At 63.2% G+C, this 25047-nt stretch carries 24 protein-coding genes; 16 read left to right on the forward strand and 8 right to left on the reverse strand.

Going from position 1 to position 25047, the window contains the following annotated elements:
* Positions 1–38 precede the first annotated feature (38 nt).
* From J3489_RS01820 to J3489_RS01845, 6 genes are all read left to right on the forward strand, one after another.
* Positions 39–1172 (forward strand): alpha-D-ribose 1-methylphosphonate 5-triphosphate diphosphatase, encoded by a 1134-nt coding sequence (locus J3489_RS01820; protein WP_206995561.1) that lies wholly within the window; start codon positions 39–41, stop codon positions 1170–1172.
* A 275-nt stretch (positions 1173–1447) separates the two neighbouring features.
* On the forward strand, positions 1448–2233 hold the full coding sequence (locus J3489_RS01825; protein WP_206995563.1) for an ABC transporter substrate-binding protein: 786 nt from the start codon (positions 1448–1450) through the stop codon (positions 2231–2233).
* Positions 2234–2460: 227 nt separating this feature from the next.
* On the forward strand, positions 2461–3576 hold the full coding sequence (locus tag J3489_RS01830) for a succinylglutamate desuccinylase/aspartoacylase family protein (protein ID WP_206995565.1): 1116 nt from the start codon (positions 2461–2463) through the stop codon (positions 3574–3576).
* 403 nt (positions 3577–3979) lie between these two features.
* Complete coding sequence (locus J3489_RS01835) at positions 3980–4234, forward strand: DUF2866 domain-containing protein (RefSeq protein ID WP_206995567.1); 255 nt, start codon at positions 3980–3982, stop codon at positions 4232–4234.
* A gap of 52 nt (positions 4235–4286) precedes the next feature.
* Entirely contained in the window at positions 4287–4673 is a 387-nt protein-coding gene (locus J3489_RS01840; protein WP_206995569.1) for a DUF6232 family protein, read from the forward strand.
* Between the two features lie 178 nt (positions 4674–4851).
* Positions 4852–5205: a hypothetical protein gene (locus J3489_RS01845; protein ID WP_206995570.1), complete on the forward strand. Its 354-nt coding sequence runs from the start codon at positions 4852–4854 to the stop codon at positions 5203–5205.
* A gap of 55 nt (positions 5206–5260) precedes the next feature.
* On the opposite strand, the gene J3489_RS01850 is transcribed toward J3489_RS01845, so the two are convergent.
* The gene (locus tag J3489_RS01850) at positions 5261–7714 is read right to left on the reverse strand and encodes a glycogen/starch/alpha-glucan phosphorylase (RefSeq protein ID WP_206995572.1); all 2454 of its coding nucleotides are present in this window, start codon (positions 7712–7714) and stop codon (positions 5261–5263) included.
* A 280-nt stretch (positions 7715–7994) separates the two neighbouring features.
* Here J3489_RS01850 and J3489_RS01855 point away from each other — a divergent pair, with 280 nt between their 5' ends.
* From J3489_RS01855 to J3489_RS01870, 3 genes are all read left to right on the forward strand, one after another.
* Positions 7995–8222, forward strand: coding sequence for a hypothetical protein (locus J3489_RS01855; protein WP_206995574.1), 228 nt, complete (start codon positions 7995–7997; stop codon positions 8220–8222).
* Between the two features lie 530 nt (positions 8223–8752).
* Positions 8753–8962: a DUF2964 family protein gene (locus J3489_RS01865; protein WP_206996040.1), complete on the forward strand. Its 210-nt coding sequence runs from the start codon at positions 8753–8755 to the stop codon at positions 8960–8962.
* The gene (locus J3489_RS01870) at positions 8959–9282 is read left to right on the forward strand and encodes a hypothetical protein (protein ID WP_206995577.1); all 324 of its coding nucleotides are present in this window, start codon (positions 8959–8961) and stop codon (positions 9280–9282) included. Before J3489_RS01865 ends, J3489_RS01870 begins: the two co-directional genes overlap by 4 nt.
* A gap of 69 nt (positions 9283–9351) precedes the next feature.
* Here the strand turns inward: J3489_RS01870 and J3489_RS01875 are convergent, their stop codons facing one another.
* From J3489_RS01875 to J3489_RS01885, 3 genes are all read right to left on the reverse strand, one after another.
* Positions 9352–9798: a MarR family winged helix-turn-helix transcriptional regulator gene (locus J3489_RS01875; RefSeq protein ID WP_206995579.1), complete on the reverse strand. Its 447-nt coding sequence runs from the start codon at positions 9796–9798 to the stop codon at positions 9352–9354.
* On the reverse strand, positions 9799–10431 hold the full coding sequence (locus tag J3489_RS01880; RefSeq protein ID WP_206995581.1) for a TetR family transcriptional regulator: 633 nt from the start codon (positions 10429–10431) through the stop codon (positions 9799–9801).
* A gap of 376 nt (positions 10432–10807) precedes the next feature.
* Entirely contained in the window at positions 10808–11704 is an 897-nt protein-coding gene (locus tag J3489_RS01885) for a LysR family transcriptional regulator (protein WP_206995583.1), read from the reverse strand.
* Positions 11705–12026: 322 nt separating this feature from the next.
* Between J3489_RS01885 and J3489_RS01890 the strand changes: the two genes are divergently transcribed.
* From J3489_RS01890 to J3489_RS01905, 4 genes are all read left to right on the forward strand, one after another.
* Positions 12027–13475, forward strand: a complete 1449-nt coding sequence (locus J3489_RS01890; protein WP_242539696.1) for an efflux transporter outer membrane subunit — start codon at positions 12027–12029, stop codon at positions 13473–13475.
* Positions 13476–13647: 172 nt separating this feature from the next.
* On the forward strand, positions 13648–14757 hold the full coding sequence (locus J3489_RS01895) for an efflux RND transporter periplasmic adaptor subunit (protein ID WP_242539697.1): 1110 nt from the start codon (positions 13648–13650) through the stop codon (positions 14755–14757).
* 12 nt (positions 14758–14769) lie between these two features.
* Positions 14770–18057, forward strand: coding sequence for an efflux RND transporter permease subunit (locus J3489_RS01900; protein ID WP_206995588.1), 3288 nt, complete (start codon positions 14770–14772; stop codon positions 18055–18057).
* Positions 18058–18356: 299 nt separating this feature from the next.
* Positions 18357–19004, forward strand: coding sequence for a glutathione S-transferase family protein (locus J3489_RS01905; RefSeq protein WP_206995590.1), 648 nt, complete (start codon positions 18357–18359; stop codon positions 19002–19004).
* 122 nt (positions 19005–19126) lie between these two features.
* On the opposite strand, the gene rpsU is transcribed toward J3489_RS01905, so the two are convergent.
* Together rpsU and J3489_RS01915 are read right to left on the reverse strand one after the other, a co-directional pair.
* A complete protein-coding gene (rpsU, locus tag J3489_RS01910) occupies positions 19127–19339 on the reverse strand; it encodes a 30S ribosomal protein S21 (protein ID WP_206996042.1) in 213 nt (70 codons plus the stop codon).
* An 81-nt stretch (positions 19340–19420) separates the two neighbouring features.
* Positions 19421–19708 (reverse strand): hypothetical protein, encoded by a 288-nt coding sequence (locus J3489_RS01915; RefSeq protein WP_206995591.1) that lies wholly within the window; start codon positions 19706–19708, stop codon positions 19421–19423.
* A gap of 903 nt (positions 19709–20611) precedes the next feature.
* Here J3489_RS01915 and J3489_RS01920 point away from each other — a divergent pair.
* The 3 genes from J3489_RS01920 to J3489_RS01930 all read left to right on the forward strand — a co-directional run bounded on the left by J3489_RS01920 (position 20612) and on the right by J3489_RS01930 (position 23094).
* The gene (locus tag J3489_RS01920; RefSeq protein ID WP_206995594.1) at positions 20612–20899 is read left to right on the forward strand and encodes a hypothetical protein; all 288 of its coding nucleotides are present in this window, start codon (positions 20612–20614) and stop codon (positions 20897–20899) included.
* A 96-nt stretch (positions 20900–20995) separates the two neighbouring features.
* Positions 20996–21250 (forward strand): hypothetical protein, encoded by a 255-nt coding sequence (locus J3489_RS01925; RefSeq protein ID WP_206995596.1) that lies wholly within the window; start codon positions 20996–20998, stop codon positions 21248–21250.
* Between the two features lie 488 nt (positions 21251–21738).
* Positions 21739–23094 carry an MFS transporter gene (locus J3489_RS01930; protein WP_206996044.1) on the forward strand — a complete coding sequence of 452 codons (1356 nt, stop codon included), beginning with the start codon at positions 21739–21741 and terminating at the stop codon, positions 23092–23094.
* Positions 23095–23111: 17 nt separating this feature from the next.
* Here J3489_RS01930 and ltaE read toward each other — a convergent pair whose 3' ends face one another.
* Together ltaE and J3489_RS01940 are read right to left on the reverse strand one after the other, a co-directional pair.
* Positions 23112–24116 carry a low-specificity L-threonine aldolase gene (ltaE, locus tag J3489_RS01935; protein WP_206995598.1) on the reverse strand — a complete coding sequence of 335 codons (1005 nt, stop codon included), beginning with the start codon at positions 24114–24116 and terminating at the stop codon, positions 23112–23114.
* A 167-nt stretch (positions 24117–24283) separates the two neighbouring features.
* Positions 24284–24994 carry a peptidoglycan DD-metalloendopeptidase family protein gene (locus J3489_RS01940; RefSeq protein WP_206995601.1) on the reverse strand — a complete coding sequence of 237 codons (711 nt, stop codon included), beginning with the start codon at positions 24992–24994 and terminating at the stop codon, positions 24284–24286.
* Positions 24995–25047: the final 53 nt, after the last annotated feature.

A 25047-nucleotide genomic window follows, 5' to 3' on the forward strand; every position in this document is an offset into this window, starting at 1 on the left:
CCAAACTCACTGACACGCGAACACCTAGGAGCCTGTCGATGTTGATCAAGAACGCTCGCATCGTGACGCGAGACGAAACATTCATCGGTGTCGTGCAGATCGAAGGCGGCACGATCCGCGAACTGGCGCACGGCACGACGTCGGCGCCCGAGGCGCAAGACTGGGACGGCGACTATCTGCTGCCGGGCCTGATCGAGCTGCACACCGATAACCTCGAAAAGCACCTGTCGCCCCGCCCCGGCGTGATCTGGAACACCGACGCCGCGTTCGTCATCCACGACGCGCAAGTCGCGGCAGCCGGCATCACGACCGTGTTCGACGCGCTCGCGATCGGCTCGATGAGCACCTCCAAGCTGCGCGGCCGCGACATCCAGACGTCCTGCGCGCAAGCGCTGCAGCGCTTCTCCGAGCGCAAGCTGCTGCGCGCCGAGCACTTCCTGCATCTGCGCTGCGAAATCGGCACGGCAGATGTCGTCGAGATTTTCGATTCGCTGTCTGCGCATCCATTGCTGCGGCTGGCGTCGGTGATGGATCACACGCCGGGGCAGCGCCAATGGCACGACAAGGAGCAATGGCGCCGCTACCACGAGCGCAACGGCAAGTGGACCGACGAGCACATGGCCGCCGCGCTCGCGGAACTGACCGATGACCAGGAGCGCTTCGCCATCGCGCACCGCCGCGAGATCGTCGCGCGCTGCAAGGCGCTGGGCCTGCCGGTCGCGAGCCACGACGACACCGTCGTCGAACACGTCGAGGAAGCCGCGGCAGAAGGCGTCGCGATCTCCGAGTTCCCGACCACGCACGCCGCCGCGGCCGCCGCTCGCCAGCTCGGCATCGCGACGGTCATGGGCGCGCCGAACATCGTGCGCGGCGGCTCGCACTCGGGCAACGTGTCGGCGCTCGAACTCGCACGCGCGGATTTGCTGGACATCCTGTCGTCCGACTACGTGCCGTCGAGTCTCCTCACCGCTGCGTTCGAGCTCGTCGACAAAGCAGGCTGGACGCTGCCTCGCGCGGTCGGCACGGTATCGGCGGAAGCGGCGCGCGCCGCGGGCCTCGACGACCGCGGCGCGATCGAGCCGGGCCTGCGCGCCGACTTCCTGCGCGTGACGATGCACGACACGCTGCCCGTGCCGCGCGCGACGTATCGCGAGGGGCAGCGGATCGTTTGACGACGGCAAAAGCGCGTAAATAAGCGCCCTTGCCGCGTGGAAAGGGCTTAGGCAACCGTCCTCGGAGGGTCTTTCGCCTAGAGGTTGCGCTCGGCCGCTATCCGGTGTTCTACTAGCGGCGCCATATTTTTGGCTTGGTATGCTGTGCGCGCGCTGCTAGCCGCCCGGCTGGCGGACGTAATAACTGAACTGTTCTGGCAACCCATTGCGCCGGAAAAGCCTCGTAAGCGGCACAACCGCATTCGAGGCCGAACGAAACCCTCCGAGGAGTAAAAGTGAAAAAACTGTTAGCCGCCTTGACCATCTCGCTGCTCGCCGTTTCCGCCGCGGGCGTCGCCCAAGCCAAAGACTGGACCACGATCCGTTTCGGTGTCGATGCGAGCTACCCCCCGTTCGAATCGAAGGGCTCCGACGGCAAGCTGGTCGGCTTCGATATCGACCTCGGCAATGAAATCTGCAAGCGCGTGAACGCGAAGTGCGTCTGGGTCGAAAACGACTTCGACGGCATGATCCCCGCACTGAAGGCGAAGAAGTTCGACGGCGTGCTGTCGTCGATGTCGATGACGCCGCAGCGCGAAGAGCAGATCGCATTCTCGGCGAAGCTCTTCAACACGCCGACGCGTCTTGTCGCGAAGAAGGGCTCGGGCATCATGCCGACGGCGGATTCGCTCAAGGGCAAGTCGGTCGGCGTCGAGCAGGGCACGATTCAGGAGACGTACGCGAAGGCTCACTGGGAGCCGAACGGCGTGAAGATCGTCCCGTACCAGAACCAGGACCAGGTCTATGCGGACTTGCTGTCGGGCCGTCTGGACGGGGCGCTGCAAGACGCCGTGCAAGCCGACATCGGCTTCCTGAAGACCCCGCGCGGCGCAGGTTTCAACTTCGCCGGCGGCGACCTGAACGATCCGAAGACGCTCGGCAACGGCGCCGGCATCGGTCTGCGCAAGGAAGACACCGACCTGAAGGCGAAGATCGACAAGGCGATCGCCGACATGATCAAGGACGGCACGTACAAGAAGATCGAAGCGAAGTACTTCACGTTCGACGTGTACGGCGGCTGATGGACGACGGCGCGGGACACCCCCGCGCCTTTCGTGGTCGGATGGGCAAGCGAAAAAGGCTCCGTGTGATGAACGCGGGGCCTTTTTTGTTTGTCCATCGAGGCTCGCCGTCTGCGCGTCAATGACACCCGAGCGGCCGCCCCCGCGCAGCCTGTCGCGAAGTACAATCGCCTGAGACCTCTTTCCCGTCATCGCGCCCGCATGACCTCCGGCGCGCAATCAAAATCATGCAAACACAGACCCATCCGTTGATTTCCCCCGCGCTCGGCACCGAGCGGCATCTGACGAGCTTCCACTACGGCCCCGCTGGCGGACAGAAGATCTACATCCAGTCGTCGCTGCATGCGGACGAATTGCCGGGCATGCTGGTGGCGTGGGCGCTGCGCAAACGTCTCGCCGCGCTCGAAGCCGCGGGCAAGCTGCGCGGCGAAATCGTCGTCGTGCCGGTGCCGAACCCGATCGGCCTCAATCAGCACCTGCTCGGCCAGATGCTCGGCCGCTTCGAAACGGGCACCGCGAGCAACTTCAACCGCAACTTCCAAGATCTGGCCGCACTCGTGATGCCGCGCATCGAAGGCCGTCTGACCGACGACGCGCAACAGAACCTCGTCGCGGTGCGCGATGCGATGCGCGAAGCGCTTAACCAGCAGACGCCGACTACCGAACTCGAATCGCAGCGCCTGGCGCTGCAGCGCCTGTCGTGCGATGCCGACGTCGTGCTCGATCTGCATTGCGACTTCGAAGCCGCGATGCACCTCTACACGAACCCCGATTTGTGGCCGGAAGTCGAGCCGCTCGCGTGTTACCTCGATGCGAAGGCGTCGCTGCTTGCGCTCAATTCGATCGGCAATCCGTTCGACGAGATCCACAGTTTCTGCTGGTCCGAGCTGCGCACGCGCTATGGCGAGCGCTATCCGATTCCGAACGGCTCGATCTCGGTCACGATCGAATTGCGCGGCCAAGGCGACGTGACCTACGCGTTCGCCGAGCGCGACGCGCACGCGATCGTCGAATACCTGACGCATCGCGGCGTGATCGACGGCACGCCCGCCCCGCTGCCCCAGCTCGAATTCGCAGCCACGCCGCTCGCCGGCACCGAGCCGCTGCTCGCGCCGATCTCGGGCGTGCTCGTGTTCCGCACGCCGGTGGGCGTGTGGGTCGAGCCCGGCCAGGAGATCGCCGATATCGTCGACCCGCTGACGGACCGCGTCGTCACGATCTCGAGCAGCATTTCGGGCGTGCTTTACGCGCGGCACCGCGCACGCTTTGCGACCGCCGGACTGGAGATCGCGCGCATCGCGGGCGCAACGCCTTACCGGACGGGCTCGCTGCTGTCGAACTAAGCGAGCGAGACGCGCGCAGAGCAGCGAAGCCGTTCTCCGCGCGTCTGCGTCCCAACCCGCGCCGCGCCGGCGCGCCATCCCGCCCGAACAAGCCGATTGTTGCAACTGCATAACTAATCTCTGCAATCAGCTTGCTGTCATACCAGAAAGCGCAACGCCCCGCGGATTTCTAAGCGGGACGTTGCGCTTCAAAGCATTCCTGCACGTGTCGGCAAAGCCTCGCAACAGCGCGGGTGAGTACGGGCGGCAAAGCGCCGGCTCGTTTTAAGTTTGGTTTAATTCTCGGCTGCGACCATGCAGCCCATACCACCCCTGTTCTGCCGCCGTAGCTTAGGCGGCATTTTTTTATCCCTCTCACGCAGCGCGCTGCGGCAGGCAGCGCCACACGCAAACGGGAGTGACCATGATCGAAGACACGGTATTCAAGCATCTGCGTACGATGCTCAAGAGCGAGCACGCGCTGCCGGTTCAAAGCTGCCGAGTGTCGATGCCCGTGCAACGTCCGTGGGGGCGGCCGTATCGCCTCGTCGAATGGACCACGCATGGCGGCGTGCCTTCCTACCGGTGCATCGTGCCGGCGGAAAGCACCGATACCGACATCGCCCGCGTCGTCGCGAGCCACGTGCCGGGACGCCTCTACACAAGCGAGCCGGTCTGACGCCGCATAGTCTGATACGCTGCGCGCTTTCCCCACAGCGGTTCTCTCGTCGATGGAAAACGCTTTTAACGAGCGCGGCGTCACGATCACGCGCAACGGACTCAGCGCCGCCGGACAAGTCTTCGCGCTGCGCGATATCCGCAGCACGCGGATCATGACCGTCCAGAAAAACAAGGCACTGCCGCTCACGCTTTCCCTCATCGGCCTAGCCGGCACCGTAGCCGGCGGCATTTTCCGTTCGGGCGCGGGACTGACGCTCGGCGTCATGATGATCGTCGTCGGCGTGCTCACGTGGTATACGCAGGACATCGCCCATCGGTTGATCGTCGACACGCCGGCTGGGGAACGCGAAGCCCTCTCCAGCCCGGACCTCGAATTCGTGCAGCGCGTGAACCAGGTTCTGCAGCAGGCGATCGAAAACCTGGCGGCGCGCATTTGATCTGTGCGAATACGCGAGGCGCTTGCGCGCGACGCCTGCCCATCGCCGCTTCGCACCGTCGCATTGATAAAAAATTAACTCGCCCGGGCGGAGCTTTTGCGCGCGGTTTAGCCGTGCGCGGCTACAGTGGATTCGTCACAACAACGACGCCGGCCCGTCTGGTGCCGGCGCTTAAGCCATGCTTCAGTCGTCTGACGAATACATTGCGCGTGCACCGCGTGACGTACGTCCGCGCCGCGCGCGAACGCCGGAACGGCTCGTCTCCTACGTGTCGATCGACGTCACGGTGCCCGGCAACTCGTCGAGCGCCGCGCGCCGCGCCTTGCATGCCGCGCTCGGCGACGATCTGCGCCTCTACGTCGTCACGATGGACAAGCTGCGCGATTGCGTGACCTTCCGCATCGAAGTCACATCGCGCCCGCTCGATGAAGTGATCGCCGCGCTCACCCGCACCCTCTCGCAGGCCACGCTGGGCCACGCGGTCACGACGAAGATCCGGGGGCCGGCCATCCGGGGGCCGTACCGCGGCTGATGCCGCGCCCATGCAACGCGCGGCATCGCGTGCTCCGCAGCCGCTTCGACCTGCGTCAGCCGACATCGACCGGCTTCACGTGCCAGATGCCGTGGGCATACTCCGCGATCGTGCGGTCCGACGAAAACTGCCCCATGCCCGCGACGTTTTCGATCGCGCTTTCGGTCCATAGACGCGTCTCGCGAAAGCGCGCGTCGACCGCGTCCTGCGCTTGCGCAAACGCCGCGAAGTCGGCGAGCACCATGTAGTGGTCGCCCCAATCGACTAGCGTGTGGAAGATGTCCGAGAAGCGACGCGGGTCGTCCGGCGAGAAGTAGCCGGTGCGGATCTGGTCGAGTGCGAGGCGCAGCTCCGGATTCTCCTCGTAGATCTGCCGCGGCCGATAGCCGGTCGCACGCAGATCGTCGACCTCGTCCGCCGTATGGCCGAAGATGAAAATGTGGTCGCGCCCTACCGCATCGCAGATTTCGATGTTCGCGCCGTCCATCGTGCCGATCGTCAACGCCCCATTCAGCGCGAGCTTCATGTTCCCGGTGCCCGACGCCTCCGTGCCCGCCATCGAGATCTGCTCCGACAGATCGGCCGCCGGAATCATCAGCTCGGCGACGCTCACGCCGTAGTTCGGCACGAACACGACCTTGAGGTTGTCGCCGACGAGCGGATCGTTGTTGACCTTCGCGCCGACGTCGTTGATCAGCTTGATGACGGTCTTCGCCATCTTGTACGCCGACGCCGCCTTGCCCGCAAAGATAACGACGCGCGGCACCCAATCGCGCTCGGGCTCGGCGCGGATGCGGTTATAGCGCACGATCACATGCAGCACGTTGAGCAGTTGCCGCTTGTACTCGTGAATGCGCTTGACCTGCAGATCGAACAGCGCATCCGGGTGCACCATGACGCCGGTATCGTGCATCAGCCGATGCGCGAGGCGAATCTTGTTGCGGCGTTTCGCGGCACGGAACTCCGATGAGAACGCCGGATCGCTCTTGAGCGCGCGCAGTTTGCTCAATTCGAACAAATCGGTGCGCCAGTGAGTGCCGAGGTGTTGGTCGATCAGCGCCGACAGCGGCGGGCTCGCCTGCGCGAGCCAACGCCGCGGCGTGATGCCGTTCGTCACGTTCGTGAAGCGCTCGGGGAACATGTGCGCGAAATCCTTGAAAAACTCGCGCGCCATCAGTTGCGAATGCAGCTTCGAGACGCCATTCACCTTCTGGCTCGCGACGATCGCCAGATGCGCCATCCGCACGCGGCGCTGGCCGTATTCGTCGACGAGCGACATGCGGCGGATCACATCGACGTCGTGGCCGAAGTGCGCGCTCGCGTCCTTCAGGAATTCGGCGTTGATGTCGAAGATGATTTCGAGGTGACGCGGCAAAAGGCGCGCGAGCATTTCGACGTCCCACGTTTCGAGCGCCTCGGGCATCAGCGTGTGATTCGTGTACGAGAACACCTGCTGAACGAGCTTCCAGGCGCGATCCCACGGCACGTGGTGAATATCGACTAGAAGCCGCATGAGCTCGGGAACCGCGAGCACGGGGTGAGTGTCGTTCAGGTGGATCGCCACCTTCTCGGCAAAGCGTCCGAACGTGCTGTGCGTGCGCTGATAGCGGCGAATCAGGTCCTGCATCGTCGCCGACACGAAGAAGTATTCCTGGCGCAGGCGCAGCTCGCGTCCGGCCGGCGTCGAATCGTCCGGGTACAGCAGGCGCGAAACGTTCTCCGAGGTTTCCTTCGCTTCGACGGCACGGCGGTAATCGCCCTGATTGAACGCAGACAGATCGAGTTCCTCCGTCGCGCGCGCGGACCACAGGCGCAGCGTGTTCGTCGCGCTCGTGGCGAAACCGGGAATCACCGTGTCGTAGGCCATCGCATTGACATGCTCGGTCTCGACCCACTCGACGTGACCGTCCCGCTCGATCGTTCGGCCTCCGAAGTGAACCATGTACTGCACTTCGGGGCGCGGAAACTCCCAAGGGTTGCCCGCGCGCAGCCAGTAGTCCGGCGTCTCGACCTGCTCCCCGTTGGCGATCTTCTGCCGGAACATGCCGTATTCGTAGCGGATGCCATAGCCGAAGCCCGGGATCGCGAGCGTCGCCATCGAGTCGAGAAAGCATGCGGCGAGCCTTCCTAAGCCGCCGTTGCCGAGCGCGGCGTCGGGTTCGAGTTCGGCGGCGGTGTCCATGTCGACACCGAGACTCGCGAGCGCCTCCTTCATCTGATCGTAGATGCCGAGCGCGAGCAAAGCGTTGGTAAACGTGCGGCCGATCAGAAACTCCATCGACAGGTAATACACGCGCTTGACGTCCTGCTCGTATTGCTGGCGCGTGGTTTTCATCCAGCGCGCGACGAGCCGGTCGCGCACGGCAAGCGCCGCAGCATTGAGCCAGTCTTGGGGACGGGCGGTGGCGGCGTCTTTGCCGACGCCGTACATGAGACGGTTGGAAATGGAGCGCCGTAGCGCATCGACGGTACTGTTGAGCTGGTCGAATTCCAGATCGACGGCTGTCATGCTGCCTCCTTGTAAGCGCTGCGGCGCGCGGTGAGGCGCGTGCCGCCCAGGCAAGGGAATAAGTTACGCCATTTTCCGCAGATTCGGCGACAGCGCCACGACACTTGCGCGCTGTTACATCGATGCGCCGCGCTGGTGCGTAGGGGTGCGAGCCGGCTGTCGATGCCTTCACTTCACGCCTAGTATAGAAGGGGGAAAGCGGCGCACTCGCGCGCAGGCGGGCGCCGCTGCCCGCCCGCCGACGGCATGACGCACGCGACACGTTCAATGGGAGGCCGGCATGAACACGCATTCGACGCTAGGCATGATTCACGCACAGGAACTGCTGATGATCTCGCTGATCCGCTCGCTGCCCCCGGACATGCGCCGCAAGGCCGCCGACGAATTCCAGGCACAGGTCGAATTGTCGGAGCTGCCGCATCTCAGTTCTTCAAGCGAGCGCGAAACGCTTGACGCGTTCAAGGCGCATGTTAGACATCTGTCGCTTCTGCTCGCCTCGTTTTCCTGATGGGGCCGTATGACTGGCGATGCCGCCGGTGCTCGCGGGGTGCCGGCGGGCTTGACCGTTAGTTGCGATTGAGCGTTTTTTGAGTCCGCCTGGGAATCGCCAAGCGGTCTTTCGTTTTGCTTTCCACTGCGGCAGTCTCTCCGAACCTAGAGCGTAGCGGTCACTCCGCCGTCGACCATCCCCTTCGCCAGCATCTTCACCGCTCCTTTGCCATTGACTCGATGACTTCCGATTCCGATTCTGCGTTAGCCGGCATGCCGATTCATTGCATGAGTTAGGCGGCGACCTTGTCGCCCATCGTCCGGATCGACTGGGCCGCTGCGGGCATCGGATTTTCCCTCAACAACCCGATGCTCATCATCTCCGGCTCGCTGGTCGGTTCGCGATTCCTCAAGAATTTGTACGGGATTCCGCCATCCGGGCCGTCTAGTGGTCGCATGGAAAGCGGCCTAAGCTACCCTCGAATCAGCGTGATTCGACAACCTTTTACGGGCGCTCGTCATCATCGAGTCTGCCCGTCATATAACGTCATGGTGCGAACTGAGCTGCGAATCGTGCTCGCAACGCTTGCGACCTTCGCTGTGCTGGCGGGCGTGGCGGTCTGCATCCACGGACTGCTATTCGACCGGACGCGTGCCATCTGGTCGGGCGTCGCGGTCATCGTGGCCGCGATCGCTATGTTCGTCGTCATGTTGAACCTGTGGCCGAAGGACGTTTCGAAAGACGATTCATGTACATGAGAGAACTGGAGATGTCTGTTGACCTTGAGCATCTAAGAGCGTTGGCGGAAACCCTGACCGGTGAGCCGGCGGATAGCCTTCGGCAAGCTGCCAGGGAGATTGAACTGCTTCGCAAGCAGCTAATCGAAGCCCATGCCGGCAACGCGGACAGCGAGCGCCTGAACTGGCTGAGTAGTCAGGTTCTTGACGATTACTGTCGCCCGACGCATCGCGCCTACTTCAAACTGCCGCGCATCCTGGCGACGAAGGATGGCGTGATCGCCACGACCTTGAGGGAGGCCATCGATCTCGTTCGCAAATATCGGTATCCTGAACTTTAGTTGCCGGCGGCGGTGTCACGTACCACCACGCTTGGGCCGCCGCGTGATGCTTCATCCCGGCCGGGCGCGTCAGCCGGAAAGCATGCGGAGCAACATTTCCTTGAATGACGCAACCTCCTCAGCGCTGAATCCGGTCAGCAAGTCGTTGTACACGTCGGAGAATATTCCGGGCATGCCGCCGGCAACACGCTGCCCTTGCGGCGTCAGCACAAGTCGAATCACCCGTCGATCTACCGTGCTCTGCGTTCGTGTCAGCAAGCCATCTCGAACCAGTCGATTGATCAGGCGCGTGACCGCAGTAGGGTCGACGTAACACCCGCGCGAGATCTCGGCCGCGTGCGAGAGCCCGTGCCTTTCCACCAGGTGCAGGAGGCGCCCTTGTGCGGCAGTGACGTTCAGATCATGTTGGGTGCGCAGCGAGATCGAATGCGCCAGAACAGCATGGGCACGAATAATCAGGTAGCCGAAATCGCTCTCGAGTCCGGTCTTATCGATATCGGTAGACACGACCATCATTCACCCATTCACGGGGATGTTCCTGAGCGGCACAAGTACCTGGAAAACGAGCGTGACAAGGCGTTCAGCCACCAGACCAGGCGCATGAGACACAGGTTCGCCGAGGCTTCTGACAAAAAAACCCATCAGGCACGAGTGAACGAATACTGCGAGATGGTCCACGTCGACGCCGTCGCGGAGTTGACGGTGCGACTGTGCTTCGTTCAACGCAACCGCGATGCGTTGCTCGGCCAAGCGGCGATCCGCATGCACCCTCTTCCAGATATTCCGCGTTTCTCTTGTGACTTCGCACCTTGAATAAATGACACTGTAGAGCCGGCGGGCCGCGCCGCCGGACAGGACCTCACCCAATAACCGTATCAGTTCCAGCTTGAGATGACCCAGCGGATCGTCCTGGTTGTCACGCCACTCCACCAGGAAAGGATCGGCAGGAAGTGCCGAAGATGCGAACGTCGCCTCGAAGAGCGCAGACTTGTTCTTGAAATGCCCATAGACGGCGCCCCGTGTCACGCCGGCAACGCCCGCAACGTCGGACAACGAAGCGCGGGAGAGTCCTCGCTGCAGAAACGTTCGCGTTGCCGCATCCAGTATCTTTTCGCGCGTGCGCAGCGCTTGCTCGGCTGTTCGCCTCATCGCTTGCTTCCTTTCTGTGTCGCAGTGCCCATGACAGTCGCTCGTCATCGAAGAGTCGAGCAGCTGTGTCCAGCATGAAAAAGCGCACCGTCACGTCCTTGAGCGATGATGCGAAAGCACTTCGGCCGGGGAGACCGAAGTCAGGGGAAGCGCGCGTCGCATACGGCGAACGCATTGGATAAAGCTCCGCAAGGCGCCATGATCGGATAGAGAGCCCCCGTGCCATCGCTCAGGCGCGTGTCGAGCGACAGTCTGATAGAAGCCTCTGCAAGTATCGTTTGGTCAATTTATCGGAGCCCGCCGGGTTCGACTAGTGGCCCAATCTGGATGGCTGAACTCCATCAAACGATGCAATGCGAAAGCCAGCAGAGAGCGCTCACTTTTCTTGCATGGCCGCCAGCTTGCCCTGGACGTATTCCACAAAAATGGTTGCAATTCGCCTGATGTGCCGATGGTTCGGGAAGACGGCGCAGAACTGCGTTTCGTCCGAGCGATATTGATCGAGCACGCCGACAAGACGCCCAGCCTCGATATCGGGCTTGACATGCAGTTCGGCAAGCAACGCAATGCCTAGGCCTTCTATCGCCGCTTGTCTGACCGGGTTGGAAGTGCTTGCGAGAAAGCGGCCGTGGACCTGAACCTCGGCACGCCCACCCGGGCCATTGAGATGCCACGTGACGGGTCCGGAGTGTCGGGAGAACAACAGGCAGTCGTGCTGGCTGAGCTCATCGAGGCATGTCGGTGTTCCGCGGGACTCGAGATATTTCGGCGCCGCAACGAGCCTCCAGCGCACGGAGGCCAGCACGCGGCGCGTCGCGTTCTCGTCCAGCAGGAATCCAGGACGAAACGCGAGATCCACACCGCTGGATATCAGATCGAGATAAGCATTGTCGACAACGAATTCGAGATTGATGCCTGGATAGCAAGCAAGAAAATCTGTCACCCAGGAAAAGGGAATGACCTCGAAGAAGTCAGGAGCGAGCGAGACGCGCAAGGGTCCAATGGGTTCCGGATGGGTATCGGCGGCCTGCTGACTCGCCAGCACCAGTCCTTCGATGTTTTGGACACATTGCTCATAGAAAGCTTGTCCGACAGCAGTGAGAGTCAATTTTCTCGTCGTACGAAGGATCAACCGGCTCTTCAATTCACTTTCCAGCCGCTGCACGTGACGGCTGATCGTATTCGCAGGCATGCCATGGCGCCGTGCGGCCTCGGCGAAGCTTCCGGCTCGGACCACCTCGACGAAAAAATAGATTTCGTTCAGGTCGAGCATGCATTCCTCACGATTATGGATGGGATCCCGCCATCCTGACCGTCTAGTTGCGCAGCGGATGGCGGTCTAAGCTACCTTCCAAACAGAGCGATTAGACCACTTTTTACGGGCGCTCGTGATCTCGCGGCAGGTCGGTCACTCATGCCTGCGATGCCTGCTCTGCAGTACTCATCGCTTCGTTATGTCGAGATGCGCCGAAACCGTCGAAAACTCACTCTTGTCTTCAGGCTCGTGAATGAACATTTCCATCAGGCCGGGGCGCGACGAAAGTGCTCGCCCCCGGATCAGTCGAATCGCTTTGCAAATGTGGTGCGCGGCTGTCATGGCGCTCGCCGCGGCAGGCTGCGCGGTGGGGCCGGACTACAAGAAGCCGGCTGTCGACATCCCGGCCAGCTTCAAGGAAGGCGTCGACTGGCAACGCGCCAACGCGAACCCGCAAGCGTCGCTGTCGAGTACATGGTGGATGGATTACCACGACGATACGCTGACCAGCCTGATCGAACAGGCGCAGAAGGCGAATCAGTCGATTGCGCAGGCCGAAGCGGCTTATCGGCTTGCGCAAGCCGCCGTGAAGGCGAGCGAGGCCAGCCTGTTTCCCACGATCGATGCGGGGATGTCAGGCTCGCGGTCGGGAACCGGAGTGGGTGCAGCAGGCGCGAATGGCACATCGACGGGCGTCCTGCAGCCTGGCACGCACAACTTTGTTGCAGCGGACGTCTCCGCCAGCTGGGAACTCGATTTGTGGGGTGGCATTCGCCGGCAAGTCGAGTCGAGCAAAGAGAGCGCCCAGGCAAGCGACGCGCAGCTGGCTGGAGAGCGCTTGTCGATTGCGGCGAGCGTCGCGACGGACTATTTCGAATTGCGCCGGGCCGATGTCGATATCGGCCTGCTCAAGCAACAACAGCAGATCGACACCGACGTGCTGGACATGACGCGAGTGAGCTACGCGCAAGGCGCGGTGTCGAACGACAGTGTGCTGGCCGCGCAGGACAACCTCGAACTGGTGATCGCCGATCTTCAGACAACGCAAACATCGCGCGAGCAGTATGAACACGCGCTGGCGGTGCTGACCGGCGTGCCTCCCGGCAAGTTTTCGATAGCGCCTGAGCCGCACTACGCGTTCGTCGCCCCTGCTGTTCCGCTGGCGTTGCCGTCGCAACTGCTCGAAAGGCGTTATGACGTCGTTAGCGCCGAGCGCTCGGCGGCAGCGGCGAACGCGAAGATCGGCGTGGCGGAGGCGGCTTTCTTCCCGACCCTGACGCTCTCGGCGCAAGGCGGATTCCAGCACAACGCTCTCGCCAATCTGTTCTCTGTGCCGAACCGCTTCTGGACGCTCGGCCCCGATCTGGCAGCAACGATTTTCGACGGCGGCGCGCGAACGGCCGCCATGCACGAGGCTCGCGCGGCTTACGACCAATACGCCGCGGCCTACCGGCAGACGGTGCTGACGGCGTTCCAGAGCGTCGAGGACAGCCTGTCCTCCTGGAACCATCTGATGCAACAGGAACAGGCCTTTGCGGATATCTATCAGCGCAACAAGCGACTCTTTGACAGCGAGCACGCACAGTTCGAGTTCGGCGCGGCGAGCGAGCAGAACCTTTTCACGCAGCAGCTCACGTTGTTGCTGGCTCAGCAGAATCTCGAGGACACGCAGGCGTTGCTGACGTTGAGCAGTGTGACGCTGATCCGGAACCTCGGTGGCGGCTGGCAATGGGACGACGCGAACGTGGCTCCTGTCGACGTCCTCTCGTCGTCCGCGAGCAAGCCGTGACAGCGTACCCCGCAAGCTCGCCCACGCTTCCATTTACCCCGTTCTTGCACCCCCATTCCAGATGAAGTCATCGCCTCTTCGCTTATCCCTCGTGTCCGTCGGCTTCGTGTTGCTTTTCGGTTGCAGCAAGAGCGATCCGCCGCCGGCGCCGCCTCCGCCCCAGGTAGGCGTCATGGAAGCTGAACCCAGGAACGTACCGCTTACCAGAAGCCTCGTTGGGCGTTTGTCGGCGTTTTACAGCGCCAATGTCACAGCCCGCGTTTCAGGTGTGCTGTTAAAGCGCCTCTATACGGAAGGCAGCGAGGTGAAGGCAGGCCAGGTGTTGTTCGAGATCGATCCCGCCTGGTACCGGACGGTGCTCGACAACGACCTCGCCACACTGGCCCAGGACCGGGCCGCCTACCAGAACGACCGCGTCACGGCCGAGCGCGATCACAAGCTGCTGCCGGTCGGCTCCGTATCGCAACAGACGGTGGACGATGCCGATGCGGCCGAACGCAGTGCAGCGGCAAAGGTCAAGGCAGACGAGGCGGCGGTGGAAGGGGCGCGCGTGAACCTTGGCTATACGAAGGTCACTTCGCCGATCACGGGAATTGCCGGCCAGCAACAGGAGACAGCGGGCGCGGTGGTGGGCAACAGCACGACCGATGCAGGCTCCGGCGGCACGTTGCTCACAACCGTCGAACAGATCGATCCCGTCTACGTGAACTTCACGATCAGCGCCGCCGACCTGATTACCCTGCGGCAGGCGCAGAGCAAAGGCGATGTCGCGCTCGCCCGGCAGGACAAGACCACCGTTCAGATCGTGCTGCCCAACGGCACGGCATACGATCAGCTCGGGACGCTGGACTTTTCCGATGTGGCAGTGAACGCGATCACCGGCGCGGTCAACTTGCGAGCACGCGTACCCAACCCGCAGCATCAATTGCTGCCCGGCATGTACGTGTCGCTCAATGTCGATCTCGGGCAGCGCAACGACGTATTCGTGATTCCCCAGCAGGCCATCCAGCGCGACACCGCCGGACCCTACGCGATGGTGGTGGGCCCGGACAGCAAGGTGGTGCGCAAGGACGTCGATGTCACCGACAGCTACCACAACGACTGGATCGTCACAGGCGGGCTGCACACTGGCGACCGCGTGATCGTCACAGACCTGCAGACCGTCCATGAACGGATGCTCGCGCGGGCCACGCCCTGGGGTAAGCCCAACGAAGGCACGCGACTGTCGCAGACCGGTCCGGCTCCGGCATCGGGCAGCCAGGCTGCCGGCAACAAGTCGTAGGGAGGCTGTCTCATGCCACGCTTTTTTATCGACCGGCCCGTCTTCGCCTGGGTGATCCCGATTCTCATCTGCCTGTTCGGCGCGATCTCGCTGATGCGCCTCGGTGTCGACTCGTATCCGGATATCGCCCCGCCCCAGGTCACGGTGACGGCGACTTATCCGGGCGCCAGTGCCGCCACGATGGAATCCACGGTCACGCAGGTGATCGAGCAGCAGCTCACCGGCATCGACAACCTGCTGTATTTCAGCTCGGTCTCGAATTCGAGCGGAACGGCAACGATTACGCTGACCTTCGCGACCGGCACAAACGCGGACATTGCCGAAGTGCAAGTGCAGAACAAGGTCGCGCTCGCGCAGCCGCTGCTGCCGCCCGCTGTCACGCAGCAAGGCGTCGTGGTCGCGAAGGCGAGTCCCGACATCCTGCTGTTCATCGGGCTGCAGTCGAACAACGCCTCTGTCGACACCGGGCGCCTGAGCGATATCATCGCTTCGCAGATCCAGCCCGTCATCGGCCGAATCAACGGCGTGGGCAATACCTTCATGCTGGGCTCGGAATACGCGGTGCGCATCTGGCTCGACCCCGACAAACTGCAAGGCTACGGCCTGTCGAACACTCAGGTGCTCAACGCCATTCAGGCGCAGAACGCGGAGTTCGCGACCGGCTCCCTCGGCGCAGACCCGGCCGTCACCGGGCAAGTTTTCACCGCGACCGTGTCGGGCGATACCTTGTTTTCATCGATTCAGCAGTTTCACGACATCATCCTGCGGACCGACAACGACGGCAGCGTGGTTCGTCTTGGCGATGTAGCGCGCATCGGTTTCGGCGCGCAAAGCTATGGCACGGCTGCCGCGTATCAGGGTAAGGCAGCGGGCGGCCTCGGCGTGTATCTCCTTCCCGGCGCGAACGCGCTCGACGTGGCCAAAGCCGTCAAGGACAAGATGGCGATACTCGCGCACAACTTACCGCAGGGCGTGACATGGAACGTGCCGTACGATACGACGCCGTTCATTTCCGCTTCGATTACCGATGTGGTGCATACGCTGATCGCAGCGATCGTCGTCGTGTTCTTCGTGATGCTGATCTTCTTGCAGAACATTCGCGCAACCATCATTCCGACACTGGTGATTCCTGTCGCATTGCTCGGAACGGCCATCGGCATGTCGGCGCTGCATTTCACGCTCAATCAGCTCGACCTGTTCGGCATGGTGCTCGCCATCGGTATCGTGGTGGACGACGCGATCGTCGTGATCGAGAACGTCGAGCGCATCATGCGCGAGGAGGGTCTGGCGCCGAAGGAAGCGACACGCAAGGCGATGGGTCAGATTTCCGGTGCGATCGTCGCGATCACGGTGGTGCTGGCCGCGGTGTTCGTGCCGTCCGCGATGCAGCCCGGCGCGACGGGTATCATCTATTCGCAGTTCGCGCTGACCATCGCCGTATCGATGGTCTTCTCCGCATTTCTTGCGTTGTCCTTCACGCCATCGCTTTGCGCGTCCATTCTCAAGCCCTCGCATCATGGGAACGGGAATATCGTGTTTCGAGGGTTCAATCGCGGCTTCGACCGGTTGGGCAACACGTACGTCGGCCAGGTCGGCCGCGCCGTGCGGCGTGCGCCGCGCTGGATGGTCGTCTTCGTGACCCTTGCCGCGCTGGCTGGCGTTCTGTACACGCATCTGCCCACCTCGTTCGTGCCGGACGAAGATCAAGGCTTCATGCTGGCGATCGTGAACCTGCCTTCGGGAGCCACGCTGTCGCGTACGGACGAGATCCTGAAGAAAATCGGCGACAAGCTCCAGCACAGCCCGATCGGCAAGGATATCGACGGCGTCTTCGACGTGGAGGGCTTCAGCTTCGTTGGCCAGAGCGAAAACGTCGGCATGGCCTTCATCAAGCTCACCGACTGGAGCAAACGCTCCACAAGCGCGATGCAGCTGATTCCGCAGGCCAACAAGATACTGAAAGGCATCGGCGAGGCGCAAATCTTCGTCACCAACCTGCCCACCATCCGCGGACTGAGCCAGTTCGCCGGCGTGGACATGTACCTGCAGGCGCGCGAAGGCCAGTCGAGGGCCGAGCTCACACAGGCGCAATCGAAGCTGCTCACCCAAGCGAGCCACGATCCGAGACTCTTCAACGTTCGGCCCAACTCGCTGCCGCAGGCGGCGGCGCTCCAGCTGTCCGTGGATCGGGTTCAGGCGCAATCGATGGGGCTGTCGCTCCCCGATGTCTACAACACCATCCAGATGGACCTCGCACCGGTCTACGTCAATGAATTCACGTATGGAGGCCGCGTGAAGCGCGTTTTCCTGCAGGCTGATGCACCGTACCGGATGGGGCTCGACGCGCTGCAGCACATGTATACGCCGAGCGGCGTGACAGGCCCCTCGTCCGGCGGCACCGGCGGCACCGGCAGCACAGGCAGCAGTGCAGACAGCATGAGCAGCACGGGGACTTCAGCCAGTGGTGCGCTGGGCCCGGTCAATCCCTCTGTCAGCAACGGCGCCATCAGCCCGTACAACATGGTGCCGTTGTCGAGCGTAGTAAAGGCGAACTGGGGTGTCGGCCCGCAGGCGCTGCCGCGCTATAACGGCTATTCGGCGGTCGAGATCGTCGGCATGCCCGCACCCGGGTACTCCACCGGTCAGGCCATGCAGGTCCTGCAGAACATCGTCGACACAGCGCTGCCCGCGGGCTTTGCCTCAGACTGGACCGGGCAGTCCTACCAGGAAATCCTCGCGGGAGACTCGGCGACGGTGCTCCTCGCGTTGTCTATCGTGGTCGTGTTCCTGTGCCTCGCGGCACTGTACGAGAGCTGGTCGATACCGGTTGCCGTACTGCTGGCCGTGCCGCTCGGCTTGCTGGGCATGGCGGCGTTCTGCCATCTGTTCCACGTGCCCAACGATATCTACTTCAAGATCGGCATGGTGACGGTGATCGGGCTGGCAGCCAAGAACGCGATTCTGATCGTCGAGTTCGCGGTTGCCGGGCAGGCGCAGGGCATGACGCTCTTCGAGGCGGTCGTAGACGCGGCAAAGCTGCGCTTCCGGCCAATCCTGATGACGTCGATGGCGTTCATTGTCGGCGCCGTGCCGCTGGTGACGTCGACAGGAGCCGGTTCCGCGTCGCGTCACGAGATTGGGACAGGCGTGATCGGCGGCATGTTGTTCGCCACCGTCTTCGGCCTGTTGCTCATACCGGTGTTCTATGTCGCGTTGCGGCGCGTGCTGGGCGACAAGCTCGATGAAGTCACGCGCAAGCTGCCTGATGAGGGAGGCGCCGACACCCAGGCCAACGCCTGATCAGAGTGGGCACAGTGCGCGCGTCGGCGAGCAGGAGGAACGAGAGGCACCGAAATGGAGCAGATGTCGAAGCCCCATGGATCCCTCGCTGATTGCCGTGCCTCACAGGCATGCCCACCAGCCTATAAAGTCTTTTTACTTTTCGCAATCGACCACTAGATTAGCGAACAAGAGGCGACGCGGCGCCTACCAGCAGCCCGCGTTCTCGGCCTCGTCGATCAGGCCGTTTCCAATGCCGTCGAGAATCCACATTAATAAGGTATCCGAATTTATACGAAGCATCAAAAAGGACGATTCAAATGGCAATCGATACACCCATACTGTATGAATCCAAGGGCTCCCCTAACGCGCGCCGTGTGCGCATCTTCATCGCCGAGAAGGGAATCGACATCCCGACGAAGCCTGTCGACCTGGGCGTCAAGGAACAGTTTTCCGATGCCTACCGCGCAATCAACCCGCGCAGCCAGGTGCCGGCTTTAGCGCTCGCCGAGGGTCCCGTCATCGCAGAAGTGCTCGCCATCTGGCGTTATCTGGAAGAAGCGTATCCGCAGATCCCATTGCTGGGCACCACGGCTGCGTCGAAGGCACGGGTCACGATGTGGGAACGCCGCGCGGAGCTGGACGGCTTCGCGCCGGTCATGGAAGGCGTGCGTAACGCGGTCGCCGGACTGAAAGGTCGTGCGCTGTCAGGTCCGCATGCCTATGACCAGATTCCCGAACTGATCGAGCGAAGCAAACAGCGCGTTACCCATTTTTTCGCCGACTTCAATCAGCGGCTCGAGACAGTCCGGTTTGTCGCCGGCGATGAATTCTCCGCAGCGGACATCACGACGCTCGTGACGGTCGACTTCGCAGCCAACGCGCTGAAGATGCCGATTCCGGTCGCACACACCGCGTTTCGGCGATGGTACGACAAGGTATCGGCTCGGCCGGGCGCTGCCGCGTAACGCATTGCTCCGGCGCTGACTGGCTGGTGCGGACGGACGCGCCGGCAACGCATTTCCCCACTTACGCCGGGGCAAACGCAAACCAGTGCGCCGGACCGTCGCCAGCCAATTGACAAAGCGCGTCAGTACAGCTTCCGTGGCGGAAGCGAGCGCCGGATCTGTTTGCGCAATCGCGCCACCGCGGCCGCTTTCTTCCGCTTGCGCTCGGTGGTTGGCTTCTCATACGCCGTGCGTGCGCGCAGCTCCTTGATCAACCCGGTGTTTTCGATCGAACGGCGGAAACGCCGGAGCGCAACCTCGACGGGCTCATTGGGTTTGGGGATAACAGTGGTCAGATCGTGCCTTGAAGTGGATTGAGGAAAAAAGCGAAGCGCATTCGCGATCGCAACATCCGATGCGGTTGGCAGGCAGATCGTTCACATGTCGACGACCGTGGCACCCGCCACCTTGCCGTCGACGATGTCCTCGCCTTGCTGACGAGCAGCGCGTCGAGCCATACCGAAGTCCGAAATCGCGTTCTGCCGTTCCAGCCTGAAAACACGGCTCGCGCCGGCGGCGCCCGCCGCGCTTGGACGGCAAATGCGCACCGCAATGTCGTAACCTTCGGCGTTGCGCGAATGCCCGTCGAAGCGATTGAAAGTGCGCGCGAAAACGAGGGGATGAAGTTCAAAGCCCTTGTAAAGAAGAGGCAGGTGTGCCGACATGGTCGTTCCTCAGCAAGGGATAGTTCACTATACACGTGAATTCCCGAGCAGGTCCCGCTTTTTACTTGCACATCGTTTTGACGGGCGTTCGCGCGGCACATGCCCCCTATGCCGCCTTGCCCGCATCAGAAGGGCTCAAATCGTGCGATCCAGCCCTTGGCAAGATCGGTCGAGCTGAATTTCGAAACCACGCAGACTGTTACCAGAAATGCCTTGACCGCGTACAGCGTAGTGCGTATGTTGAGCAGCGAAACTCAAGAAGTTCGATTGCTGCTCATCAATCAGCCGCCGTTGGCGCGGTATTCGTTGTCCTCTCCCTCCTTGAATCTTCCTTTCTGTTCCTCACAGGAACAGCCGCAAGATCTGCTATGTCTGCTGTAACACGCTTATGCGTTGGCACAGAACGTCGAACGATTGCTAAGGCGGTTCAGCGATCGGCACACAAGTGATGCCAGACTCCCCCTATCGATGCATCCCTGACGCAAACGCTCGACCCGCAGCGATTGCTAGGTGAGTGCCTGCGTCGAATTGAGGATGGCGGGCAAATCCCGCGATCGACAAATGCGGGTTTCGCGGTTACGCGGCAGCCGGCAGATCAATCAGCAGACGCCGTGTTTCGCGATCTGGCCCATGTGCGCGCGCTGATATCCGAAAAGCGAGCGCTCCCGCGCCGAACGACGGTTTAGCTGTACATCGGCACCAGAGCGCGTAGCATGGGATGATGCTTCCGCATGCTGTATTCAGCGTGCCCGCGGCATTTGCCGCCACATGCTCTCCTTTTTTAGCTCACCTCTCTGGTGGTGTGCGCCTTCCTTGGGAAGCTGTCGCCTCAAGCGCGTCCGAACATCGAGTGGACCCGCACATATCAAAATCGGCCGCATGCTGCGGCCATAGGAGTACAAAATGACAACAACCTCTCGCTTTTATCGGGGCCTCGAGATTCATTTGCTCGTTTATCCGCATCGCGCCACCCAAACGGGATTCGGCCACAACTATGACGAAGGCTTCGACGCGTCGGTTCGCATCTGCGAGCCGGACACCGCGGCGGACGGTCCTCGGAGCCGCGTTTTCCGCGTACCGGGAACGAGGCCATTCCAGAACGCCGGCGATGCACGACGGGCGTCTGCCGTCTACGCCGAACTGTTGATCGACGGCGGCGGGCCTGGGCGGACAATCTGGGACCGGCCATAGTCGCAGCCTCTCCCGGCCTGCTGCTGACGGCGCCCGCCGGATTCATTTTTCTATATGCAGCCAGTTCGCCTGGCTAAACGATTCCCAGAGGTCAACATGGAAAAGCATGAGTATCGCGGCTATGAAATCGCAATCCAGGTCGAGCGTCTGGCCTCTGGGCGCTTCGTCGTGGACTCGCGCGTGACGGCGAAATCGGACGAAGAAAGGGCCCACAAGTCCAATACACCTTGGCTCGGCTCGAAACAACTGCATTCCACGAGTCAGGAGCAGGCTGTATCCCGCGCATTGAACTCGTCCAAGCAGAGGATCGACCTCCTCATAGCAAACAGGAGCGCAATCGTATCGATGTAGCGGATGGCAACCCGGCTTGCCGCCGGCGCGCCCCGAGTGAAACAGGTAGAACGTTCCTGTGTCATCGGCACGGGCGAAGAAGCCGGCGACCTGATCGCCTTCGATTCGTCGCAGCCAGCACGTAATCACATGCACTCCTTAGTATTCTCGATTGAACGGACGCGGCGTCTAGCCTCAAGCGGCGCTGCCCGGCCGGTTGCCGCCGTCGAATACAGCTCATATCCGTGAGTTCCGGCGCGAACGCAACGGGCAAAGCAAGCGCGCCGCGCTCGCTGTAAGCCAATCCACAACCCGCCACAAGCCAATTGGAACCCGCCCGCTGCACGTTTTCCTCGACTCTGTGACAATCGCTCGATGCGCTGCAACATGCCTTCGGGCAGCGCGAGCCTGTCCACGCCCCGAAAAGCCCACACGTGCAGAACAACCTCCCTCCCAATGCCGCGTCGAACGCGGCCCGCCCGGCTGCCAGCCTTCCTGTCGACATGCCGATGAGCGCGCGCGACCGTCGCGCGGTCGTCGCGATCATGCTCGCGGTCGCGCTCGCCACCCTCGATACCGCGATCGCCAACACGGCATTGCCGACGATCGCCACCGATCTTCACGCCGCCCCCGCCGCATCGGTCTGGATCGTCAACGCCTATCAGCTCGCGATGGTCGCCACCTTGCTGCCGCTTGCGGCACTGGGCGACATCGTCGGCCATCGGCGCATCTATATCGCGGGCGTCGCGATCTTCACGGGGGCGTCGCTCGTCTGCGGCCTTGCCTCGTCGCTGCCGACGCTCGCCGGCGCGCGCGTCCTGCAAGGGCTCGGCGCAAGCGCGATCATGAGCGTCAATATCGCGCTGATCCGCTTCATCTATCCTCCGCACCGGCTCGGGCGCGGCGTCGGGATGAATGCGCTCATCGTCGGCGTCGCGTTCGCCGTGGGGCCGACGGTGGCGTCGCTGATCCTGTCGGTCGCCAATTGGCCTTGGCTCTTCGCCGTGAACGTGCCGATCGGGCTCGCCGCGCTCGCGTTCGCGCTGCCGTCGCTGCCGCAGACGCAGCGCGGCAAGCACCATTTCGACCTCGGCGCGGCACTGTTGAACGTCGTCACGTTTGCGGCGCTGATCCTCGCGCTCGGCGGCGCCGCGCAGCGCGCGGACACGCGCTTCGTGCTCGCGGCCGCCGCGGCCACGCTCGGGTTCGGCTGGATGCTGATCCGGCGCGAAGCGGGACACCCCGCGCCGATGCTGCCCGTCGACTTGTTCAAGCGGCCGGTGTTCACGCTGTCGGCGCTCACCGCGGTCTGTTCGTTTGCCGCGCAGGGGCTCGCGTTCGTTTCGCTGCCGTTCTATTTCGAGGGCATCCTGCATCGGACCCAGGTCGAGACCGGTTTCCTGATGACGCCGTGGCCGGTCATCGTCGCGCTGGCCGCGCCGATTGCGGGGCGTCTGTCCGACCGCTATCCGCCGGGGCTGCTCGGCGGAATCGGGCTGGCAATCTTGTCGGTGGGGATGGCGTCGCTTGCGCTGCTGCCTGCGCATCCGCCCGTGATCGACATCGTCACGCGGATGGCCATTTGCGGCGCGGGCTTCGGCTTCTTTCAGTCGCCGAATCTCAAAGCACTGATGGCGAGCGCGCCGCCCGAGCGCAGCGGCGGCGCGAGCGGCATCATCGCGACGGCGCGCCTCATCGGACAGGCGACGGGCGCGGCGCTCGTTGCGTTGAGCTTCGGCATTGCGGGCCGGCACGGCCCCACGCTTGCGCTCGCGACGGGCGCCGTCTTCTCAGGCGTGGCCAGCGTGGCGAGCAGCTTGCGTCTCTTTGCGGCGGACCATCGCGCGGGACGGCAAGCGCGATAGCAGCGCTCACTGCCCGCTCACTGCGCAAAATAGCCCTTCACTGCCGCGATAAACGTATCGATATCGTCGCGCGTCACATCGCGATGCGTGACGAAACGCGACGCATACAGCATCTGCGTGAGGATGCCGCGCTCCTTGAGCCACGCCTCGAGCGGCGCGCAATGCGCTTGCGGGATCTGCGCGAACACCATATTGGTAGCCTGCGATTGCACGCGGACCGGCTCGATCTGCGCAAGCCCGCGCGCCAGATGCTCGGCGTTCGCGTGGTCGTCGGCGAGACGCTCGACGTTGTGCTCCAGCGCGTACAGACACGCTGCCGCCAGCACGCCCGACTGACGCATGCCGCCGCCGAGCATCTTGCGCCAGCGGCGCGCGCGCTCGACCAACGCGCGGCTCGCCACGAGCACCGAGCCGACCGGCGCGGCCAATCCCTTTGAAAAGCAGATCGAAATCGAATCGAACGGCGTGCACAACTCGGCGACGGGCCGCCCCGACGCGACCGCCGCGTTGAACACGCGCGCGCCGTCCAGATGCGTCGCGAGTCCGCGGCTCTTCGCGAACGCGGTGGCCTCCGCGACGTAGCCGGCCAGCAGCACCTTGCCGCCGATCGTATTCTCGAGCGCGAGCAGACGCGTGCGCGCGAAGTGATCGTCGATCGGCTTGATCGCGGCGGCGATCTTGTCGAGCGGCAGCGAGCCGTCAAGCGCGTTCTCGATCGGCTGCGGCTGGATGCTGCCGAGCACCGCTGCGCCGCCGCCTTCGTATTTGTACGTGTGGGCGAGTTGGCCGACGATGTACTCGTCGCCGCGTTCGCAATGCGACATCAGCGCCGCGAGATTGCTTTGCGTGCCGCTCGGGAAGAAGAGGCCCGCTTCCTTGCCCGTACGCTCGGCAAGCTCCGCCTGCAGGCGGATGACAGTCGGGTCGTCGCCCCAGACGTCGTCGCCGGTTTCGGCGGCGCTCATCGCGGCAAGCATGGCGGAACTGGGACGAGTAACGGTATCGCTGCGTAGGTCGATCATGGGGGACTTCCTGTGGATGGCGACGGGCGGCGGCATCGGCGGCGCAGCGGCGCGGAGGACCGCTGCGCATCTGTATGCACGCAAGCTAGCAAGTGTACGCAATTTCGCGCGGCGCGTTTTGCCGCCACGATTCCCCGCGAAGAGGCGCGCGCCGCGCCCGGGACGCGTCAGCCGCCCGCGCGCGGCAAGTAATTGAGCGGATCGACCGGCGTGCCGTCGCGGCGGATTTCGAACTCGATGGTGCCGCGGCCGTTCGCGTCGGTGGCCATCTCCGCGATCTGCTGCCCGGCCCTCACCGCGTCGCCTTCGTTCACGAGCAGCTTGCCCGCATGTCCGTAGGCGGAGACGAGATTGTCGTTGTGCTTGATGACGATGAGCGCCCCGTACTCCTTGATCGCCGTGCCGACATAGACGACCCGCCCGTCCGCCGCCGCGGTCACCGCTTCGCCCGGCGCGCCCGCGATCACGATCCCTTTCGACTTGCCCGCCTCGAACGGCACGATGACCGCGCCGCGCGCGGGCCAGGCGAAGTGGATCGGCGCGGTCCCGGCAAACGCCGCGCCGCCCGCGGCCGGCGCGGCAACCGGCGGCGCCACCCGCAGCACCTGGCCGGGCACAACCGGCGCGTTCACCGGCATGCGGTTCCAGTTCGCGAGGTCCTGAGGACGCTGGCCGTAGGCAGCGGCGATGCTCGCGAGCGTGTCACCGGCATTCACGCGGTAGTAGCCCGCCGCGACGCCCGCGGCCGCAGGACGCGGGGCGAACGCGCCGTTCCACGAGGTCGTCGTGCAGCCGCCGATCGCTGCCGCGCCCGCGAGAAGCAGCGCCGCTGGTAGAAGCGTGCGGTGTCCGCTCGCGAAGAAGCTTGTCGTTTGCATGATTGCCCCCTATCGATACGATGAAATCGTGCCGGCGGCGCCGATCCGGCGCG

The sequence above is a fragment of the Trinickia mobilis genome (assembly GCF_017315705.1).
Classification (GTDB): domain Bacteria; phylum Pseudomonadota; class Gammaproteobacteria; order Burkholderiales; family Burkholderiaceae; genus Trinickia_A; species Trinickia_A mobilis.

What these genes read in the sequence shown, in the direction of transcription:
- J3489_RS01820 (WP_206995561.1), top strand. Translation starts at nt 39, where the DNA reads ATGTTGATCAAGAACGCTCGCATCGTGACGCGAGACGAAACATTCATC.
- J3489_RS01830 (WP_206995565.1), top strand. Translation starts at nt 2,461, where the DNA reads ATGCAAACACAGACCCATCCGTTGATTTCCCCCGCGCTCGGCACCGAG.
- J3489_RS01835 (WP_206995567.1), top strand. Translation starts at nt 3,980, where the DNA reads ATGATCGAAGACACGGTATTCAAGCATCTGCGTACGATGCTCAAGAGC.
- J3489_RS01840 (WP_206995569.1), top strand. Translation starts at nt 4,287, where the DNA reads ATGGAAAACGCTTTTAACGAGCGCGGCGTCACGATCACGCGCAACGGA.
- J3489_RS01845 (WP_206995570.1), top strand. Translation starts at nt 4,852, where the DNA reads ATGCTTCAGTCGTCTGACGAATACATTGCGCGTGCACCGCGTGACGTA.
- J3489_RS01850 (WP_206995572.1), bottom strand. Translation starts at nt 7,714, where the DNA reads ATGACAGCCGTCGATCTGGAATTCGACCAGCTCAACAGTACCGTCGAT.
- J3489_RS01855 (WP_206995574.1), top strand. Translation starts at nt 7,995, where the DNA reads ATGAACACGCATTCGACGCTAGGCATGATTCACGCACAGGAACTGCTG.
- J3489_RS01865 (WP_206996040.1), top strand. Translation starts at nt 8,753, where the DNA reads ATGGTGCGAACTGAGCTGCGAATCGTGCTCGCAACGCTTGCGACCTTC.
- J3489_RS01870 (WP_206995577.1), top strand. Translation starts at nt 8,959, where the DNA reads ATGAGAGAACTGGAGATGTCTGTTGACCTTGAGCATCTAAGAGCGTTG.
- J3489_RS01875 (WP_206995579.1), bottom strand. Translation starts at nt 9,798, where the DNA reads ATGATGGTCGTGTCTACCGATATCGATAAGACCGGACTCGAGAGCGAT.
- J3489_RS01880 (WP_206995581.1), bottom strand. Translation starts at nt 10,431, where the DNA reads ATGAGGCGAACAGCCGAGCAAGCGCTGCGCACGCGCGAAAAGATACTG.
- J3489_RS01885 (WP_206995583.1), bottom strand. Translation starts at nt 11,704, where the DNA reads ATGCTCGACCTGAACGAAATCTATTTTTTCGTCGAGGTGGTCCGAGCC.
- J3489_RS01890 (WP_242539696.1), top strand. Translation starts at nt 12,027, where the DNA reads ATGGCGCTCGCCGCGGCAGGCTGCGCGGTGGGGCCGGACTACAAGAAG.
- J3489_RS01895 (WP_242539697.1), top strand. Translation starts at nt 13,648, where the DNA reads ATGGAAGCTGAACCCAGGAACGTACCGCTTACCAGAAGCCTCGTTGGG.
- J3489_RS01900 (WP_206995588.1), top strand. Translation starts at nt 14,770, where the DNA reads ATGCCACGCTTTTTTATCGACCGGCCCGTCTTCGCCTGGGTGATCCCG.
- J3489_RS01905 (WP_206995590.1), top strand. Translation starts at nt 18,357, where the DNA reads ATGGCAATCGATACACCCATACTGTATGAATCCAAGGGCTCCCCTAAC.
- J3489_RS01915 (WP_206995591.1), bottom strand. Translation starts at nt 19,708, where the DNA reads ATGTCGGCACACCTGCCTCTTCTTTACAAGGGCTTTGAACTTCATCCC.
- J3489_RS01920 (WP_206995594.1), top strand. Translation starts at nt 20,612, where the DNA reads ATGACAACAACCTCTCGCTTTTATCGGGGCCTCGAGATTCATTTGCTC.
- J3489_RS01925 (WP_206995596.1), top strand. Translation starts at nt 20,996, where the DNA reads ATGGAAAAGCATGAGTATCGCGGCTATGAAATCGCAATCCAGGTCGAG.
- J3489_RS01930 (WP_206996044.1), top strand. Translation starts at nt 21,739, where the DNA reads ATGAGCGCGCGCGACCGTCGCGCGGTCGTCGCGATCATGCTCGCGGTC.
- ltaE (WP_206995598.1), bottom strand. Translation starts at nt 24,116, where the DNA reads ATGATCGACCTACGCAGCGATACCGTTACTCGTCCCAGTTCCGCCATG.
- J3489_RS01940 (WP_206995601.1), bottom strand. Translation starts at nt 24,994, where the DNA reads ATGCAAACGACAAGCTTCTTCGCGAGCGGACACCGCACGCTTCTACCA.